At 62.4% G+C, this 18,150-nt stretch carries 14 protein-coding genes and 1 pseudogene; 5 read left to right on the top strand and 10 right to left on the bottom strand.

The annotated features are described in order from the left end of the window. Positions 1–285: 285 nt before the first annotated feature. Together D0550_RS04440 and D0550_RS04435 are read right to left on the bottom strand one after the other, a co-directional pair. On the bottom strand, positions 286–1,044 hold the full coding sequence (locus D0550_RS04440) for a 3-hydroxybutyrate dehydrogenase (RefSeq protein WP_116807909.1): 759 nt from the start codon (positions 1,042–1,044) through the stop codon (positions 286–288). A 79-nt stretch (positions 1,045–1,123) separates the two neighbouring features. Beyond that, a complete protein-coding gene (locus D0550_RS04435; RefSeq protein ID WP_116807896.1) occupies positions 1,124–3,433 on the bottom strand; it encodes a TonB-dependent receptor in 2,310 nt (769 codons plus the stop codon). 197 nt (positions 3,434–3,630) lie between these two features. On the opposite strand from D0550_RS04435, the gene D0550_RS04430 reads away from it, so the two are divergent. Together D0550_RS04430 and D0550_RS04425 are read left to right on the top strand one after the other, a co-directional pair. Further along, on the top strand, positions 3,631–4,338 hold the full coding sequence (locus D0550_RS04430) for a TetR/AcrR family transcriptional regulator (protein WP_116807895.1): 708 nt from the start codon (positions 3,631–3,633) through the stop codon (positions 4,336–4,338). A gap of 31 nt (positions 4,339–4,369) precedes the next feature. Then, on the top strand, positions 4,370–5,032 hold the full coding sequence (locus D0550_RS04425) for a MarC family NAAT transporter (RefSeq protein ID WP_116807894.1): 663 nt from the start codon (positions 4,370–4,372) through the stop codon (positions 5,030–5,032). Here the strand turns inward: D0550_RS04425 and D0550_RS04420 are convergent. From D0550_RS04420 to D0550_RS04405, 4 genes and pseudogenes are all read right to left on the bottom strand, one after another. Next, complete coding sequence (locus D0550_RS04420) at positions 5,029–5,817, bottom strand: acyl-CoA thioesterase (RefSeq protein WP_116807893.1); 789 nt, start codon at positions 5,815–5,817, stop codon at positions 5,029–5,031. The genes D0550_RS04425 and D0550_RS04420 overlap by 4 nt on opposite strands. A 30-nt stretch (positions 5,818–5,847) precedes the next feature. Then, a complete protein-coding gene (locus D0550_RS04415; protein ID WP_116807892.1) occupies positions 5,848–6,204 on the bottom strand; it encodes a tRNA-binding protein in 357 nt (118 codons plus the stop codon). Continuing rightward, a pseudogene (gene ilvB / locus D0550_RS36765) lies at positions 6,204–7,943 on the bottom strand (biosynthetic-type acetolactate synthase large subunit). Before ilvB ends, D0550_RS04415 begins: the two are co-directional and overlap by 1 nt. A gap of 270 nt (positions 7,944–8,213) precedes the next feature. Further along, on the bottom strand, positions 8,214–9,347 hold the full coding sequence (locus D0550_RS04405; RefSeq protein ID WP_116807891.1) for a citrate/2-methylcitrate synthase: 1,134 nt from the start codon (positions 9,345–9,347) through the stop codon (positions 8,214–8,216). 196 nt (positions 9,348–9,543) lie between these two features. Here D0550_RS04405 and D0550_RS04400 point away from each other — a divergent pair, with 196 nt between their 5' ends. Both D0550_RS04400 and D0550_RS04395 read left to right on the top strand, forming a co-directional pair. Beyond that, positions 9,544–10,425, top strand: coding sequence for a LysR family transcriptional regulator (locus tag D0550_RS04400; protein ID WP_161810149.1), 882 nt, complete (start codon positions 9,544–9,546; stop codon positions 10,423–10,425). A gap of 203 nt (positions 10,426–10,628) precedes the next feature. Further along, positions 10,629–11,783 carry an ATP-binding response regulator gene (locus D0550_RS04395; RefSeq protein WP_116807889.1) on the top strand — a complete coding sequence of 385 codons (1,155 nt, stop codon included), beginning with the start codon at positions 10,629–10,631 and terminating at the stop codon, positions 11,781–11,783. On the opposite strand, the gene D0550_RS04390 is transcribed toward D0550_RS04395, so the two are convergent. Next, on the bottom strand, positions 11,780–12,994 hold the full coding sequence (locus D0550_RS04390; protein ID WP_116807888.1) for a GGDEF domain-containing protein: 1,215 nt from the start codon (positions 12,992–12,994) through the stop codon (positions 11,780–11,782). The two genes, D0550_RS04395 and D0550_RS04390, sit on opposite strands and share 4 nt — an antisense overlap. Before the next feature lie 222 nt (positions 12,995–13,216). Between D0550_RS04390 and D0550_RS04385 the strand changes: the two genes are divergently transcribed. After that, positions 13,217–13,594 (top strand): hypothetical protein, encoded by a 378-nt coding sequence (locus D0550_RS04385; RefSeq protein WP_153067028.1) that lies wholly within the window; start codon positions 13,217–13,219, stop codon positions 13,592–13,594. 11 nt (positions 13,595–13,605) lie between these two features. On the opposite strand, the gene D0550_RS04380 is transcribed toward D0550_RS04385, so the two are convergent. The 3 genes from D0550_RS04380 to D0550_RS04370 form a co-directional block, all read right to left on the bottom strand. After that, a complete protein-coding gene (locus D0550_RS04380) occupies positions 13,606–15,396 on the bottom strand; it encodes a beta-ketoacyl-[acyl-carrier-protein] synthase family protein (RefSeq protein WP_116807886.1) in 1,791 nt (596 codons plus the stop codon). Positions 15,397–15,619: 223 nt separating this feature from the next. After that, a complete protein-coding gene (gene fbp, locus D0550_RS04375; RefSeq protein WP_116807908.1) occupies positions 15,620–16,627 on the bottom strand; it encodes a class 1 fructose-bisphosphatase in 1,008 nt (335 codons plus the stop codon). 181 nt (positions 16,628–16,808) lie between these two features. Beyond that, positions 16,809–18,056 (bottom strand): diguanylate cyclase, encoded by a 1,248-nt coding sequence (locus tag D0550_RS04370; RefSeq protein WP_116807885.1) that lies wholly within the window; start codon positions 18,054–18,056, stop codon positions 16,809–16,811. Positions 18,057–18,150: the final 94 nt, after the last annotated feature.

The raw sequence follows: 18,150 nt of genomic DNA, 5'->3' as shown, positions 1-18,150 counted from the left end.
ATCATGGGACGTGCGGTGTAGGAGCGCTAGCGCTCCGGCCGTGCCCGGTGCCGGGCGGAGGTAGGTCGCTCCCGTCGACGCAAACCACCAACGCCTCTTCTCCGAGCGAAGGAGGTAGGTCGCTCCCGTCGACGCAAACCACCAACGCCTCTTCTCCGAGCGAAGGAGGTAGGTCGCTCCCGTCGACGCAAACCACCAACGCCTCTTCTCCGAGCGAAGGAGGTAGGTCGCTCCCGTCGACGCAGACCACCAACGCCTCTTCTCCTAGCAACCGTGACGTAACCGCTACTGCGCAGTCCAGCCGCCATCCAACACCAAACACTGCCCCGTAATATTCCTCGCCACCGGGCTAAGCAAAAACTCAACGCATCCCACCAACTCATCCGTCGTGATGAACTCCCGCTTAGGCATTGGCTTCAGCATGATCTCCTCGACCACCTGCTGTTCCGTCATGTGGTGAGTCCTCGCCAGCGACGCGATCTGTGCATCCACCAGCGGCGTTTTCACATACCCCGGGCACACCGTGTTGATCGTGATATCCGCGTCATGCGTTTCCAACGCGATCGTCTTGCTGAACCCCACGAGCCCATGCTTCGCGGCCACGTACGCACTTTTGAACGGTGACGCGATCAACGCATGAATCGAGCCAATATTCACGATGCGGCCATAGTTCCTCTTTCGCATCGGCGGCAACACCGCTCGCGTCAGCAAAGCCGTGCCCGTCAGCATCACCGCTATCAGCAACTGCCACTTCTCCGGCGGAAACTCTTCGAGCGGCGACACGAATTGCAGTCCGGCGTTATTGATCAGGACATCCGGCGTGTCCTCGCCCAACGAAGCGAACGCCGCGTCGATCTGCTTGGCGTCGGACAGATCGAACGCCAGCGTACGAACCTGCGGCAGACTCTTTTCTAACGAATCGAGCGCCGCGCGCTGCAAGTCACAGGCGATGACCTCATGGCCGCCGGTCACGAAGTGCTCGGTCAGTGCCAGGCCGATGCCGCTGGCGGCGCCGGTAATCAGGATGCGATGTTTGGAAGGCATGAGCCAGGTCATTCAGGTTCAGGTGCCGTGTGCTGCCATCGGGTCGTTGAACACGACACCTGAAACATTCGTTTCTCAATCAGTACCGATACGTTGCCGTCACCGACACCGTTCTTGGCGGGCCGTAGAAACCGATACGGCTGAAGCCGCCGGTCGCGCCGGTGGCGCCGAAGTCATATCCTGCGACTCGGTATTCCTCATCGAGAATGTTCTTGCCCTCCAGCGCGAATCGCCAGGTTTTGGCCGCGGTCGTATAGGCAACAACCAGATCCAGAATGTCATAAGCACCCTGATCCGTGATGCTCGCCGTCGTGTTCGCGACCTTGGTCGCGCTGCGGTACTGGTAACCCGCATGGAGGGTCATATCGCCCGAGCCCAGCGACCATTCATAGGTGCCGCCGAGATATGTCGTCCAATCCGGCGAGTTGATCGGCTTGTTGAGCCCACTCAGATCCACTCGGCATCCCGGTGTCGGGGTCGGACATGCTGTGAAGAACTCTTTGAACTCCGCGTCCAGGTAGCCGACATTCGCCGCCAGCGTCAGTCCCGCTATTGGCCGCCACATCGTTTCCAGTTCCACGCCCTGGTTCACCTGTTTGCCCGCATTGAGCACGGCCGTGGCGTTGGTTGGAATGCCGTTCACCAGCACGAACTGCTGCGTCGTGATCTGAATGTCCTTGTACGGCGTGTAGAACGCAGTCAGATTCACCTGCAGCGAGTCGTCGAGCCAGGTCGATTTCATGCCGACTTCGAAGTTGTCCGCAGTCTCGGCGTCGTAGCCATTGACCGTGTTCGGATTGGCGAGCCGATTGCCGCGCATATCGAAGCCGCCGCTCTTGAAGCCTTCGGCGTAGCTGAAATACAGCATCAGATCGTCTTTGAGCTTGAAATCCATGCCGAGCCGCGGCGAGACATTGGAGAAGCTGCGGTTGTTCGTGTAGTCGCTCTGTACGGCTAGCAAGGTAAAGCCCGCCGGCACATTGTGCTGATCGAACAACGTCGCATTCGGCGCGAGCACGCCGGCATACTGTGCGACGAATACCGTCGCGTCCTTGTCGTCCTGGTTCCAGCGCGCGCCGACGTTCAGGTTCAAGCGGTCGGTGAGCGACCAGGTCGTATCGAAGTACACAGCGATGCTGTCGGTATCGACGCTGCCCTTGGTGAGCGAGGTGAGCCCGAGTGAGCCCAGCGACGCATCGAACGCGCCCTGTGCGCGGCCGGTGAAGTAATAAACGCCGGCGACTCCTTTCACCAGGTCGCTGGTGTAAGTCAGCTGCACTTCGGCGCTGCTTTGATCGTCGCTGTACTCGGCTGGCACCTGGAACAGATTGGCGTTCAATTCATCGAAGTCGATGAACTGGCGGCCCTCGCCTTCGCGGTACGCGCCGACGATTTTCAGGTCCAGTGCGTCGGTCAGCGACTGCGTGTACGTCGCCGCGATGCCCTTGTTGATGAAGCGGTCGCGGTCCACCGGCATGTCGGTGCGTTGATCGTAGCGGTCGTTCAAGCGCGGATACGTGCCGGCGGCCGGGCCAGCCGCGATCGTGAGATCGTTCAAGCGCTGGCCGCCCGCGGCATTGGAGTTGTCTTGCACGGTATCGGCGAGGATGCGCAGTCTGGAGCTGTCACCCCAGACGAACGTGGCATTGGCGCGCGCCGCGAGCACGTCTTTGTCTGAAACGTCCTGGCCGGCGCGGTTGTACAGGCGAGAGCGGCCGTCATCGACGATTTCGCCGTAACCGTCGCGTCGGAGGTAAGCCACTGCGGCGCCGAGGAAGACGTGCTCATCGACCACGGGCATCGAGCCGCCAATCCTGATCTCGCGCTGGTTGTAACTGCCGCCCGTCGCAGAAACATTGAGCGTCGGTTCGCCCGTCGCGATGTCGCGGGTTACGTACTTGATGGCACCGGCGATGGTGTTCTTGCCGTACAGCGTGCCTTGGGGGCCGCGCAGCACTTCGATGCGCTCTACGTCGTAGACGTCGAGCAATGCGCCTTGCGGGCGCGCGACGTAGACATCGTCGATGTAAATGCCGACGCCTGGCTCGAAACCCCACAGGGGATCGTTTTGTCCGACGCCGCGGATATATGCGTTGATCGTGCTGCTCGTGGCGCGGCCCGCGTTCACTTTGATGTTCGGTGCGAACGCGGTCATGTCCTCGAGCGTGCGGACGTTTTGAGTCTGCAGCTGATCCGCGGTCAGAGCGGAGATCGCCACAGGCACGTCTTGCAGGCTTTCTTCACGCCGGCGTGCGGTGACGACGACGCTTTCGATACTGGTAACGGACGCGTCATTGCTCGATTGTGCGCTGGCCGGTGTGGGCAGCTGCGTGGCGAGAATGGCGGCAATCGACAGGCGCAAGGCGCCCCGAGATGCGTAGGCAGTCATGCTCAAGTCCCCCTAACTGACCCGTCTTGGCTGCAGGCCGGAATTTATTCATCAGGTGATGATTATTGCCGAGATTGCCTCCGGGCAAGCTCGCTGTCAATTATTCAGCAGATGATGAATACTCATGCGACGCACTGACACGGGGCAAACGACGGCCAAAGAGGTATCCTGTTAGGGTTTTCGCCTAACCTACGAACATGAGCACCAAACGCCGCAAGGTCCGCCGGGGCCGGCCCTTGAAGACCGATACCGCACCGGATATGCGCGAGCGGATCCTCGACGCCGCCGAGGATCATTTCTCACGCCATGGATTTTGGGGCGTGACGGTGCGTGAGGTGGCGACGGAAGCGAAGGTCGACACCGCCCTGTTGCATTACTACTTCAAGACCAAGCGCGGCCTGTTCGATGCCGTGTTCGAGCGCCGGGCGGAGATCATCAACGAGGAACGCATCCAGTCCATCGACGCCTATGTGCAGTCGGCCGGCAGTGCCATCACCGTGGAAGGAGTGATCGATGCGTTCTTACAGCCCATTCTGCAGCGGGCCGCCACCGGCGATCAGCACTGGCACAATTACTTTGCATTGATTGCTCAGGTGAACAACACGCCGGCCTGGGGCGGCGAGACCATGGGGCGCACCTTCGACAACGTCATTCATCACCTGATCGATGCGCTTCGCAAGGCGTTGCCGGAGGTGAGCGAAGAGGAGTTGTACTGGAGCTATCACTTCCTGTCCGGCGCGTTGACGCTGACGCTGTCGCAGACCGGGCGTATCGACCGGCTGTCCGAAGGAGTGTGTAAATCCAGCGATTTCGAAGCCATCGGCCGGCGCATGGCGCCGTTCATCGCCAGCGGCTTCGAGCGTCTGTGCAAGCCGCAGGCGGCGAAACGTAAAAAGACCTCCTGAGGCCTTTGGCTTTCAGGTACAACGTCGGGCCATGAATTGGTTCGTCCAAGGCCTCACCCTGGTGCTCAGTACGATTGGCGCGCTGCTGCCGATCGTCAACCCGTTATCCGCGGTCGGCATGGTAGTGACCATCACCGCCAATCTGAGCGAGCAGGAGCGCACCGAGCAGATCAAGCGCGCCTGCATTTACATGTTCTTCATCCTCACGTCGTTCCTGGTCGCGGGCGGCTTGATCATGAACTTCTTCGGCATTTCCATTCCCGGGCTGCGCATCGCCGGCGGCATGATCGTCAGCTACCTGGGCTTTCGCATGTTGTTTCCGGATACCGCCGCGATGTCACGGCAGGAGCAGATGGAAGCGGCCTCCAAGCCTGACGTGTCTTTCACGCCGCTCGCCATGCCTGGCTTGAGCGGGCCGGGCTCGATTGCCGTCGTGATCGGCCTGGCGGCCTCGGCCCAGCAGAGCGGGCACGTCGTGGTGGGCCACGTGTTGATCGCGCTGGGTATCGCTGTGGTCGGTGTGATTTCTTACATCACGCTGCGGGCCGCGACCAGGCTGTCGAAAGTGCTCGGCATTGCCGGCATGAACGCCATGGCCAGGATCATGGGCTTTCTGCTGGTCTGTATCGGCGTGCAGTTCATCATCAACGGTGTGCTGGACGTGGTGCGTCTGGCGCGCACCGTGACTGGTTAGCCAAAAACCGCGAACAGCTGCCGGGACAACGCGACCGGCCGACCGTTCGGATCGTGCAGCAAGCCCGTTTGATTCACGTAGCCGCCGGTCGCGGCATCGATATCGCTGTCGATGCGCCACCAGGCGGCCGGGCTGAATTCCAGATCGTGCTCGAAGAGCTCCAGCATCCACACCAGCGAGCTGCCGGGGGCTGGCGCCCGGTACATGGACAGCGCCGGCGTGGGAATGCAATCCACCAGGCAGACGATGTGCGACTCGGTCAGTGCTGCCGGATCGCGATGGCGAATGAACACCTTGGTCGGCGATCGGGTGCTCGTGAAGGGCTTCGCGCCTTCCGCCACCCGCAACGCGAAGTGCTGAATGAACGCCGGCGAGCGCTCGGGCGAGTAACGGATCTCGTTGATGTCTTCGACCTGTCGAGGCGGATCGACCGCCGCGGGTTTGACCAGCACCGCTGACTCACGATCCATGCCATAGACGCCGACTTGCACGGCGGCGACCTGATCGCCGTCGAGCACTTCGCACTGAGCGAGAGTCACAGCTCGACCGACGCGTAACACGCGCGCCCGCATGCGCCACGTGCCGGCGCTGGCCGGACCAACAAACGTCGTTTGCAACGAGCGCAGCGGCCGATCGCGCGGCACGAGCTTGCGCATCGCTTCGTTTCCTACCGCGGCCACGAGTCCACCAAACGTGGCGCGTCCTTGCAGCCAATCATCGCTGACCGTGACCTGGCATTCCTCGCCCGTCGCACTAATCGAATCGAGAATCTCGGAAAACTGCATTGATGAGGTCCAGCTGGGGCCGGGCAGACATTAAAGCAGCTTTGCGCCGTTCGGCACTCGTCTTTCCGGACGGACCAGCACGACGCGCCCGGCCTCATCGTGAAAGCCGGTCACCAGTACTTCAGAGCGGAAGGGGCCGATCTGTTTGGGCGGAAAGTTCACCACCGCCATCACTTGCTGTCCGACCAGATCTTCCTTGCTGTAGAGCGCGGTGATCTGTGCGCTCGACACCCGCTCGCCGATCTGCGGGCCGAAATCGATGCGCAGCTTCCAGGCGGGGCGGCGGGCCTCGGGAAACTCCATGACTTCCAGAATGGTGCCGGCGCGCAGCTCGACCTTTTCGAAGTCGGTCCAATCGATGGGCGGTGCCAGTGGGGGTTGAGTCATCACAGTTCCTCTACGACTTCGCAAGCATGATCGAGCGCTTCGGTGTTGGCCGCGCCCGGCGCCACCATCGGCAGCACGTGATGAGTGGCGGCGATCGGCACGCGGATCAACACGGGGCCGCGAGCATGGATCGCGCGGGACAATGCATCGTGCGGATCGGCCGCGTCACCCAGGTCCAAGGCGGGAATGCCAAAAGCCCGCGCGATCGCGACGAAGCGGCTCGGCTGAGAAAACAGCGAGGCGACGAAGCGCTGCCGATAGAACAATTCCTGCTGCTGCCGGACCAGACCGAGTGCGGCATTATCGAGCAGCACGATTTTCACATTCAAATCCAGCTCGGCCAGCGTTGCCAGCTCCTGCACGTTCATGAGCAGGCTGCCGTCCCCGGTAAAGCACAAGGTGGTCGCCGCAGGTTCGACGAGTGCCGCGCCGATGGCGGCAGGCAAGCCGAAGCCCATCGTGCCCAAACCGCCCGAAGTGAGCCAACGGTCCGGCCGCATGAACGGGAAGCGTTGCGCGACCCACATCTGATGCTGGCCCACGTCCGTCGTCACGATCACGTCATCGGGTGCGAGCGCGCCGACCGCTTGCACGATGCCGTACGGTGAGCACAAGTCGCCGCTGCCAGGTGTCCGCAGCGGATGACCCTGCTTCAGTTGATTCACTCGGGAACAAGCCACAAGCGCTCGTTTNGAAGTTGGGGCTGCAACGCGCTTTCAAGCAAGTTTCGCGCGTTTGCGAAAAAACCCGGCGTCGGCGCAGATCGACACGTCGACTGCTTTGATCTTGCCGAATTCGCGCGGGTCGATGTCGATATGAACGATGTGAGCGTGCGGCGCGAAGCCCTTCGGATCGCCGGTGGCGCGATCGTCGAAGCGCGCGCCGATGGCGATCAACAGGTCGCACTCATCGATGATGAGATTGGTGAAACGCGCGCCATGCATGCCCAACATACCGATATCCAAGCTGTGGCCGGCGGGCAACGCGCCTAACGCCATCAGTGTCGACGTCACCGGCAGGCCAGCGCGTTCAGCCAGAGCGCGAATGTCCGCATGCGCATGCGCTTTGACGATGCCGCCGCCCACATAGAGCACCGGGCGTTGGGCTGCGTGAATCATCTGAGCCGCAAGATCGAAGTGCTGTCGCGTATCCAGCGCGCAGATGGAGGCGTGCTCGCGCGGCGCTTCGCTCAAAGGCTCGGGGTCCGCGAGCTGGAGCTGAACATCCTTGGGCACATCGATCAGCACCGGGCCCGGTCGTCCGCCCTCGGCGATGCGGAAGGCTTCGGGAATCACATGCCATAGCTCACGCGCATTCCGCACGAAGAAACTCGCCTTGGTGATGGGGCGGACCATGTCGACGGTCGGCACTTCCTGAAACGCATCGGTGCCAATCAGCGCTTGCGGCACCTGCCCGGCAATGCATACCAAAGGAATCGAATCGAGCTTTGCATCGGCGAGCGCGGTCACCACGTTGGTCACGCCCGGGCCCGACGTCGCAAAGCAGACACCGGCCTTGCGGGTGATGCGCGACATGCCTTGCGCGATGAAACCCGCTGCCTGCTCGTGTCGCGCCAGGATGTGGCGAATGCGGGTCGAGCGGCCCAGCGCCTCATACAACGGCAACAGTGCGCCACCGGGAATGCCCGCGACGATGTCGACACCCTGCCGCTCCAGCAGGTGAATGATGAGGTCGGCACCGGTGCGATTCTGTGCACTGGCCGGTTGTAACGCGATCATCAAGGCTCCTTGTCAGGAACCCCATCGACAAAACCGGCGCACTAAAACGAAAAACCCCCGCCGGCTTTGCACCGACGGGGGTCGTTGATTCGTAATTTAATAATTCCCCTACGGCGCGTAACTGATGGCTACGACCGGTACTACGACGTTGATCACGGCGATGGGGGAGGAAGTGTGGGACACGTGCGGGTTAGTCACTTAAGTCACGTGACACCACTATAGCCACCCTGCGCATAACCTGACAAGTGTGCCGACGTGCACGAGCTTCATTTATTGCGTCATCGTGCGCGGCGCAGGCCCAACATAATGCGCGGCGGGGCGAATGATGCGATTGTCCTGTCGCTGTTCCATCACATGGGCGATCCAGCCAAACACGCGCGCGGCCGCAAAGCTGGCGGTGAAAAACTCCTTGGGGATGCCCAGCGCCAGATAAACGACCCCTTTGTAGAACTCCAGGTTGGCGCGCAACGTACGTCGTTTCTCACGAGTTTGCTCGATGAAGGCTTCGTCGACGGCGCTCAACACATCCAGCAGCTTCACCTGCTCGGGCCGCTGCGCGACCTGCTGAGCCAATGCCCGGATCATTCGTGAGCGAGGATCGACCACGCGATACTCGCGATGACCCATGCCCATCACCTTGCGGCCGGTTGCAAGGCACTGCGCCACGAAGTCGCGTGCGCGTTCAGGCTCGGCGACTTCCAGCGCCATCTCCAGTGCCTGCTGATCGGCCGCGCCGTGCAGCGGTCCATATAGTGCCCCCATGGCGGCCGAGAGGGCCGAAGTTGCCGGGGCCAGTGTCGAAGTGACCACGCGCGCGGTGAATGTGCTGGCATTGAACCCATGGTCGAGTTGCAAGATCTGCGCACTTTCAAACACGGAGACCTCGATCGGCGAGGGCCGACGGCCGTGCAACAGCTGCAGATAGCGTTCACCGTAGCGGCGCGACGCTGGATAGGGATGCTCTGGATGATCCTGCAGCGCTGCGTGAATCGTGGCGATGGCAGCTGGAATGCGAGCCGCGACGATGAGCGCTTCTTCTTCCTGTTGTGACCGACCGAGGCTGATCGCCGGCGGCTCCAATGCGAGCAAGGTCGTGATCGCTTGCAATGTCGCCATGGGATGCTCGCCATGCCGCGCGATCTGACGTAGAGACGCGGCGAGCTCGGGTGGCAAGCGACCTGCGACCCACAAGTAGTCTTCCACTTCCTGAAGGCGCGCGGCATCGGGCAGCGTGCCGAACACGATCAGGTGCATCACTTCTGCAAACCGTTTGCGCGCCAGCTCTTCGATCGCATAGCCACGGTAATACAGTCGTCCGGCTTCGCCATCGACGAGCGATACCGAGGTGGTGTCAGCGATCACGCCTTCCAGACCTTTGTGAACGTGTTGCAATGACTCGCTCATGACTCATCTCCGCGGCGCCCGATGACTGCTCAAGCTACGCCTGAGCGCGTCACTGCACGACGCCGCGGCAACGATGCGCCGATCAGTGACTGTGATCGCATCGGCGCATCCGATACCCTTATCGCCCGCGCTGAAAGGCAGCGCTTTTCGACGTGTAATTTGCAGTAGTCGCGACTGCTGCGCGAAAATTGACCACATGCAGATCGAGCGCAATGAAATCCGTTGTTTTCACGCCGTGGTGGAGGCTGGCGGGTTCAGTCGCGCCGCTGAACGACTGAACTTATCGCAATCGGCAGTGAGCCAGGCGATCGCCAACCTCGAGCATCGGCTCGGCGCGGTGCTGTTACGTCGTGGCAATCCGCCGCAATTGACCGAGGCCGGCATCCGGTTGCTGCGTTATGCGGAGACGGTGCTGAACGAGGAACGCGAGACATTGGCGGACATCGCGCAGATCAAGACCGGCGCGTTGTCCACTTTGTCGCTCGCGCTCTCGCCGGCGACCAACGCGCGTTTCGGCATCGCGCTGCTGCGCGAGTTCTCCGAGCGCAATCCGCTGACTCGATTCAAGGTGACGGTCGCGCCCAGTCGCGAGATCGTGCATGGCGTGTCCGACGGCCGTTGGGAAGTTGGCTTCGGACCTTTGCAGCACACCATGCCGGATTACTTCACCGTCTACTCGTGCTTCGCCGAGACGCGTCGTTTGATGATCGCGCGCGATCACCCCAGCCGCGAGGCGCTCAAGCGCGATCCCCAGGCGACGCTGCGCACCCTGCCTCTAGTGACTTCTTATCTCGATGAAGCGGCCCGTCGCCCCAGCGGCGACCGACTGCGCAATGCCTTCGCGTCGGTATGGGAAGTCAGCCACATGGAGTTGCGACTGGCGCTGGTCGCCGAGGGCAAGGCCGTGACTTATGTCTCCAACCTGGTGACCGAGTTGCCACCGGAGCTGGAGCATATCGAAGGCCTGCCGTTCTCCAGTATCGAGCGACAGGTGGGTGTCTATCACCTTCGTCATCAGCCATTGTCGCAAGCCGGGGCCCGCTTCCTGGCGCTGTGCCGCGAGCGCTGGAATATCTGAACGTCGATTCACTGGAATATTTGCAAACCCGGCCTGATAGCTCACCGCCCCCGGCCCGGGGTGCTTACTCCATTCGCCTAACTCAGAGCCGGTAGAGTTGCTCAGCGCGTCGGACGCGTCCGCTGTGATACGTTGCCGGCGGGGGAGAAGAATGAGCCGCGTCCAGCGCAGACGCGATAAGCAACCTACTTCAGCGGGGCGTTATGTTCGGGTTCACGCGGTGGTGGCGGAAACGTCGCCGGCCTGCGAGGCGTGCCAATCTGGATGCGGACGGCGGCGTGCAGCAGCTGCAGGCAATCAACAAACGATTGCAGCTGTATCTCGATCGCGCGCCGCTCGCCTGTATTGTTTGGGATACCGACCATATCGTTCGCGCATGGAATCCCGCGGCGACCGCCACGTTTGGATACAGCGAAGCGGAAGCCATTGGCCGGCACATTCATGAGCTGGTCGCGACATCCCTCAGCATGTCCGTCATCGACGAGGTCTGTCCCAAGCTGCTCGCCGGCATCGAGTATCCCGAGGGCATGACGCTCGAGACCCGGCGCAAGGACGGCAGTTACATGCAATGTCACTGGCATCTGGCGCTGGTGGATCGTGGCACCGTCGACGAGGGCGTGATCGCTTTCGCCAGCGACGTGACCGCTCGCCTGCAGGCCGAGCGGGATCGCGAGCTGCTGGAAAAGAGCCGGGCGCTGGCGGCCATGGCCGGCGGTATTGCGCATGACTTCAACAACATCCTGCTGGCGATCTGTGGCAATGCTCGGCTCGCCTCGGAAGATCTGGCAGCCGATCACCCGGCGCAGCTGTCGCTAGCCGAAGTGCAGCGGGCCGGCGCTCGTGCGACCGGCATCATCAATCAAATCCTGGCGTTCAGCGGCAATGACGAAGAAACCTCGAAAGACGTTGTGTTATTCCACGATGCGGCGGCCAAGCATCCGTCGCTCGCCTCGCAAGTGCCGCGCGGCGAAGGTCAGAGCGTTCTCTACGTCGACGACGAAGAATCGCTTGTATATCTCATAACCCGGGTGTTGCAGCGGCTGGGCTATCGGGTGGCGGGCTTCACCGACGCGAACGAGGCGCTGGCCGCGTTTCGTTCCGATCCGGCGGCGTATCAGGCGGTGGTCACCGACCTGTCGATGCCGAGCATGTCGGGCATCGAGTTCGCCGCGCATGTGTTGAGCTTGCGGCCGGAAGTGCCGGTGGTGATGACATCGGGTTACGTGCGCGCCAAGGACCGGGAATCGGTGATGCAGACCGGCGTGCGCGATCTGTTGCTGAAGCCAAATACCGTGGAAGAGCTGGGCGACGTGTTGCATCGCCTGATGCTGCAGAGTCGGACGCAGGGCGCTTCTTAAGCCGCCACCATCGGGTCGAAAATAACGAACCGATTGCGGCCCGCCTGCTTGGCCTTGTACAGCGCCTCGTCCGCCTGTCGATATAACAATTCGAAACTCGCATCGGCGCCCGGCGCCACGCAGATTCCGATCGACACGCCGAAGTGCGAGCGGCTCGAGTTCTCGTCGTGTGAATACACCTTGCCCAGGATGCGGCGGGCGATTTCCGTGGCCGCGTCCAGGTCGCAGCCAGTGGCGAAAATCAGGAACTCATCGCCGCCCATGCGCGCGCAAATGTCCTTCTCGCGGACGCTGTTACGAATAGTCTCGGCGACCTTGATGATGAAGTCGTCGCCGGCCGAATGACCATACAGATCGTTGATGCCTTTCAGATCGTCGATATCGACCAGGATCACGGCGTAGCTGGAGGCGCGGGCGATCAGTGCCTCGCGTGAGAATTTCAGCGCGCCGCGGCGGTTCAGCAGCTGCGTCAGCTCGTCGCGGATCGAGATGCGATACTGCTCATCGAGGCGGTCGTGCACGTGATAGTGATAGCGCGCGGCCAGATAGCCGATCATCAGCGCGATCAATACCGCACCTGCCACCGAGCCATAGAAGATCGCGAGGAAGCTCGATTCCAGCGCCAGGTAATACTTCAGGTCGAAATCGACGCCGACGAAACCGCTGTAACGGCCCTGACTGTCGTAGATGGGCGTGTGGCCCGACAGGAACGTGCCGTAAACGTCGCGCTGAAAAGTGGGATAGACGTAGGTCTCGCCGTTCGCGAGCCGCTGCAGATAATCCGGGTCCGGCTCGGCATCGATACTTTCGAACGGTTCCATGTACGCCGACGGCCGCAGCTTGCGCGAGGTCTTCAGCTTGTTCGATGCGGCAGTGTCGACGACGAAGTGGCTCTTACCGCCGCGCTCCACCATCGTGTAGACATAGAAAATTTCGGGATCGGCGGAATGGAAGCGCACCAGCGGCGCGACCACGCGTTCATACAGCTCGGGCGTGTAATTCGCAGGATCGAGCAGCTGCCGGTGCAGATCGCCATCGACGACGCTGGCCGCGATCTGCGCGATCTCGGCGACGTGCAAGCGCAAGACTTCGAGGCGCGCCTGCTTGGACAGCCATTGAGGCACCGCCACCACGGTCAACAGCACGGCCAGCGCGGCGAGCGTGACCAGCCAGAAAATGCGTGGCGAGATTTTGCGGAAGGCGCGAAACATCAGCTCGTTATTTAAACACTCTCGGCGCGGCTGTCCTTAGTGCCTGAAGGTCCATTCCCTCGCGGCCATTGTTGCATACAAGGCGCGACCGCAGGGCAAAACGCGTCACCATTACGCCACCCGACAGTCGTCAAAGTCATGAAACGTCAATGAAGTTGCCGGTGCTCGCGGCGCGCACCCACAATTCACATGGACCTCAATAAACACCATCAGGGAATCGACATGAACAGCCTGCGCAGAATGCTCCTGGCCGCCTCCGCCGCCACCGTGATGCTGACCTCAGCCGTTTTCGCAGCCGATGCCAACGTGGCCGGCGAGTGGGACCTGACCGTCGAGACTCAGGCCGGCACCGGCAATCCGCATTTCAGCCTGAAGCAGGACGGCAACAAGATCACGGGCACTTACAAAGGCATGCTGGGAGAGTCGCCGGTCACCGGCACGGTGGCGGGCAACGACATCTCGATCAGCTTTCAAGTCAATGCGCAGGGCACGGATCTGGCGGTGAGCTACACCGGCACCGTCGACGGCGCGACCATGAAAGGCACGGTGAAGCTGGGCGAGTTGGGCGACGGCACATTTACCGGCAAGAAAGCCGGCTGACTCGTTGCTGGCTAGTCCAAGCCCTTCCAGCAATGCAACTGCGCCAGCTCAATGGCGCTGCGACGGCGCAGGCGCCAGTGGCGCTCGCGCTGTTCACGTTCACGGCGTAGCTCGGGCCAGCGCTCGAGATACGCCGCGAGCACCTTGCGATCCGGCGAGTAGCGAGCAAACGCTTCGGCATGCGCTGCGCGCAGGGCCATAGCGCCGTTGTAACCGCCGAAACCCTGAGTTGCGCACAGCGCGCCGCCATCGCCAGTGCCGATCACCGGCGCTGCTTGCAGCTTGAACGACTCGGCCACGGCGCCCAGATCCGGATCCAGATGCCGCAACGTCGGCACGCCCACCGCAGGTTTGCCGAGCAGGAACTGCAAGGCCTGCGACACTGCCTTCAATCCCGTCTCGCCCATGGTGTGACCATCGCCGACGGCCTTCGGCGTGCCCACGGCCACGGTCGGCAATGAGCCTTTGATGCCCTGTCTTTCTGCGGCCGCTGAACGTGCGTTTGCGGCCGTCGTGAGGTCGGTCTTCGAGTTCGTGCGCGTGCCGGTGGCGTGCGCGACGAGATATTGGAAGTCGGACGCACGATAACCGTGGCCGCGGTATGCGAGCTCGAGTGCGTGCATCAACGCGTTCTCGCCGCCGAAGCCCACGCCAGCGAAGTGCGCTTTGCCGCCCGCCTCGCCGCTCTGGCCCCAGCCGACGATGATGGATGTGATATCGAGGAAGTTACGCAGCGCGAAGTCGAGCGTCGTCACGATCAGGCCCGAGCCGCCCTCGCCCACCACTGTGCCGTTCGCGTCGATGTCGAACGGCGCCAGGCTGTCCGCGACCGAGCGTCGCTCGGCCGGGCCGCGGCCGGCGTTGAGCGTTTCCAGCTTGCCGCGGGTCATCAGCGCGCCCGGGCCGAAGGCATCGAGAATCTGCCAGTTCGGGCGGGTGGCCGCGTCGGCCGCGGTCCACAACACCAGCTGCGGACGCTGATAGCCCGGGTAGTCGAGCACCATCTGCGGCGCGAACTCGGAGAACACGATGGAGCTGGACGCGCATGCGCCGACCGCGTTCAGCGGCGTTTGCGGCACGCGCATGAAGCCACTGGCCGAGCGCAATGAATCCAGCAGTTCGGGATGTTTCAGCGACTTGCTGAGCGAGTACGACGGCGCCAGCATCGTCGACAGCAGTGCCGGGCCGTGCGACGACAGCGAGTTGGCCAGGCGCATGGCGAATTTGTCGCGCAGCTTGTCGTTCTCCGGCGTGACCGAGCCAGCCGGTCGCAACTGGCCCTGCGCATCCAGACCCGGGAACGCGGTCGCGCCGGCGACGCGGAACTCATAGGGATTCGGGATCAGCTCGGCCAGCGCCACGGGCAACGCCGCCAGCGCGCCCAAGCCGCTGTAGGCAAATAACTGGGACTGCAACGACGGGCCGAGGCGCGGATCGTCGTCGAACAAGCCATACATGTCCTTGAGCGCCGAATCGCGGACATCGCGATAGGTGAGACCGGCGAGCTTGCGCAGGCCGCCGCGATCGAAGTCATGCGGCAGGCAAGCGGCAACATCCGTGACCACGGCATTGCCCAGCGCCGTCAGCTCATCGATATAACGGATGCCGAGCGAGGCCCGCAGCTGCTTGCCGTGCGTGCGCTCGATTTCCTCGAGGCTGGTGCTCTCGCCATTGACCCAGCGCAGCTTCAGCGAGCCGTCGAGCTGGGGATCGATATCGATCAGCCCGGCGTCGAACGCCGCAAACGCGATGAATTCCGGCGCGTCGATGACGCGCGCGCGATAGGTCTCAGTGCTGCCCACTGCCGAAATCGAGCAGGGCGTTCCTACCGTGACTAGAACTTTATCGGCCGTGAGCACAGGCTTCCCAGAACTCGAATACCAGGATGGGAAGAATACACTTCAGCGCCACAGGTTGCTGCAACGCGCGGACTTCCACAGTCGATTACCGGGGTCTGCGGATACCCCGGCGCGGCTGAATTGAGTCTGGATCGGCAGGATCTGGAGCGCGGACCCTAAGCGCTTCTCACAAATGTGCTGCGACCTGATCCACTTCCTCGCTGCTGCCGATGATGACCGGCACGCGCTGATGAATATCGGTGGGGCGCACGTCGAGGATGCGCTCGCCCGGGGCGCTCAGCGCCTTGCCGCCGGCCTGTTCGACGATCATGGCCATGGGATTGGCTTCGTACATCAGCCGCAGCTTGCCCTTGGGCGCCTTGCGGGTCGGCGGATACATGAACACGCCGCCTTGCAACAGAATGCGGTGAACATCCGCCACCATCGCGCCGGCATAGCGGCTGGAATAGCCGCGCTCCTGCGCCCACGACAAATACTTCTGGTAGCCCTCGGGGAAGCTGAGCCGATTGCCTTCATTGACCGAGTAGCACTTGTTGGTCTTCGGAATCTGCATGCCCCGTGCCACTCGGATGAACGCGCCGTAGGCGGGATCCAGCACGAACATATCCACGCCCAGGCCGATGGTCAGCACGAACACGGTCGAGGAGCCATACAGCACATAGCCGGCCGCAACCTGCTCGGCACCACACTGCAGCAGCGAAGCTTGCGGCTCAGCCGAGCGACGATCCTTGCGCAGGATGGAAAAGATGGTGCCGACGGCGCCGCAGACATCGAGATTCGACGAGCCGTCCAACGGATCGAACAGCACGCAGTACTTGCGCTCGGCCGCATCGTCGGTGCGCAGGATCACCGGTTCCTCGTTTTCTTCGGAGGCGACGATGGCGACGCCTTCACGGCCACCCAGCGTGCGTAACAGGATGTCGTTGGCGATGACGTCCAGCTTCTGCTGTTGCTCGCCCTGGACGTTTTGATTGCCCACAGCGCCCAGCACGTCGTCGAGCCGCGCGCGGCGCACATGCGACGCGATCATTTTCGCCGAGATCGCCAGCGCCGACAGGATCCAGGAAAACTGGCCGCTGGCCTCGGGATAACGGCTCTGCTGCTGCAGGATGTGAGCCTGGAGCGTGACGATCTCGTTGGAGCGGGCGGGCGCGTCGACGGGCGTATCGATCATGGCGGACATGCGGCGGTGGACTCTGACTTCAGGTGCGTTGGGGCATCGACGGATCGCTGGGATCCGCGGCGTCAGTCGGAATGTATCATCACGAAACAATGTTCCGTGGAACAGCGTCGCCTGATAACGCTGTCCACGGATATTAAATAGGTTGTGACGGTTGCAGCGTCGCTGTATGGAGTCAGGCGGCTTCGGTGCGCGCGCGTTTGCGAGGCACGCGAAACGCACCAGTACTGAGCGTCGCGTATTCGCGATCCATGACGACGGTACGATTGCGGCCGCCTTCCTTTGCCGCATACAGCGCTTCGTCGGCGAGCTGGATCAAGCCATCGTGATTCCGGCCGGCTTGCGGCTCGACGCAGGCGGCACCGATGCTCACGGTGACAAACTGACCCACCGACGATGCCGGATGGGGAATCTGCAGCGCCGCCAGGTTGGCGTGCAACTCGCGGCACAACTCTTCGACGCGATCGCGCTGCACGTCGAACAACAGCACGACGAACTCCTCGCCGCCGTAGCGGGCCGCGACGTCCAGCGGGCGCCGCGCCGACTGAGCGATGGCGCCAGCGACGCGCGCCAGACAATGATCGCCGGCCTGGTGACCGGCATGATCGTTGAACGCTTTGAAATGATCGAGATCCACCAGCAGCAGCGCGACCGGCGCGCGCGTGCGGATCGCCTGATTCCACAAGCGATCGACGTGCGCATCGAACATCCGACGGTTACCGATATTGGTCAGCGCGTCACGATGCACCGAGTCGGTCAGCATCATGTTCCGGAACCAGTTCAGGCGCTGCGTGCGCGAGAAGCTGTAATGAAAGAAAAATCCCAGCACCAGTGCACAGCTGGTCATGGCCAGATCGAACAGGCGCTGGCCGGTATTCAAGCCGGCCACCCAGCCGGTCAGGCCGTACGCAACGACGATCGCGGTTGCGGTGATGGTCGCCTGAGTCTGCATCATGCCGAACAGCATGTACGCCGAGAGCACCAGCATGGGCAGCACCGAGCTGAGCGAATAACCCTGCCGATGCATGAGCAGGTCGCAAGCGACGATGCACAGGCTCTGCAATAGCGCCACGGCCGGCGCTGCAACCGTCAGCCAGCGCGAATACAGCTTGGTATAGGTCACGAGCAGCATCGCCGTGCCGGTCGGCAGCAGTACGCCAAAGCGCAGCAGATCGACGATGACCATCTGATCCGGCGCGAACAAAGTCTCTCGCAGCGCGCGGAACGGACCGCCAGCCATCGACACGATCAGCAGCAGTCCCATCGCCGGCAGCATGGTGTACTTCACCCGCTCGCGCACATGATCGGTATGCCAGTTGCGATACTGACTCTCGAGCGGCTCGGCAAAGGAAAGCGGCGGCAACAGCTTCGCGAAGCGCTCGCGTAGCAAATTGCGGTGCTTGGTTCGGGACGGGGGCTTCATGTGCACGGAAGTAGGTTAACCCTGTACGTGCCCTCAGGACGCGGACGAAAATCACGTTGCGCGCGGCACCCTCACAGCATGCGTCGCAAAGCGG

The organism is Steroidobacter cummioxidans, from assembly GCF_003104955.1.
This window is presented reverse-complemented; position numbering and strand designations above follow the sequence as displayed.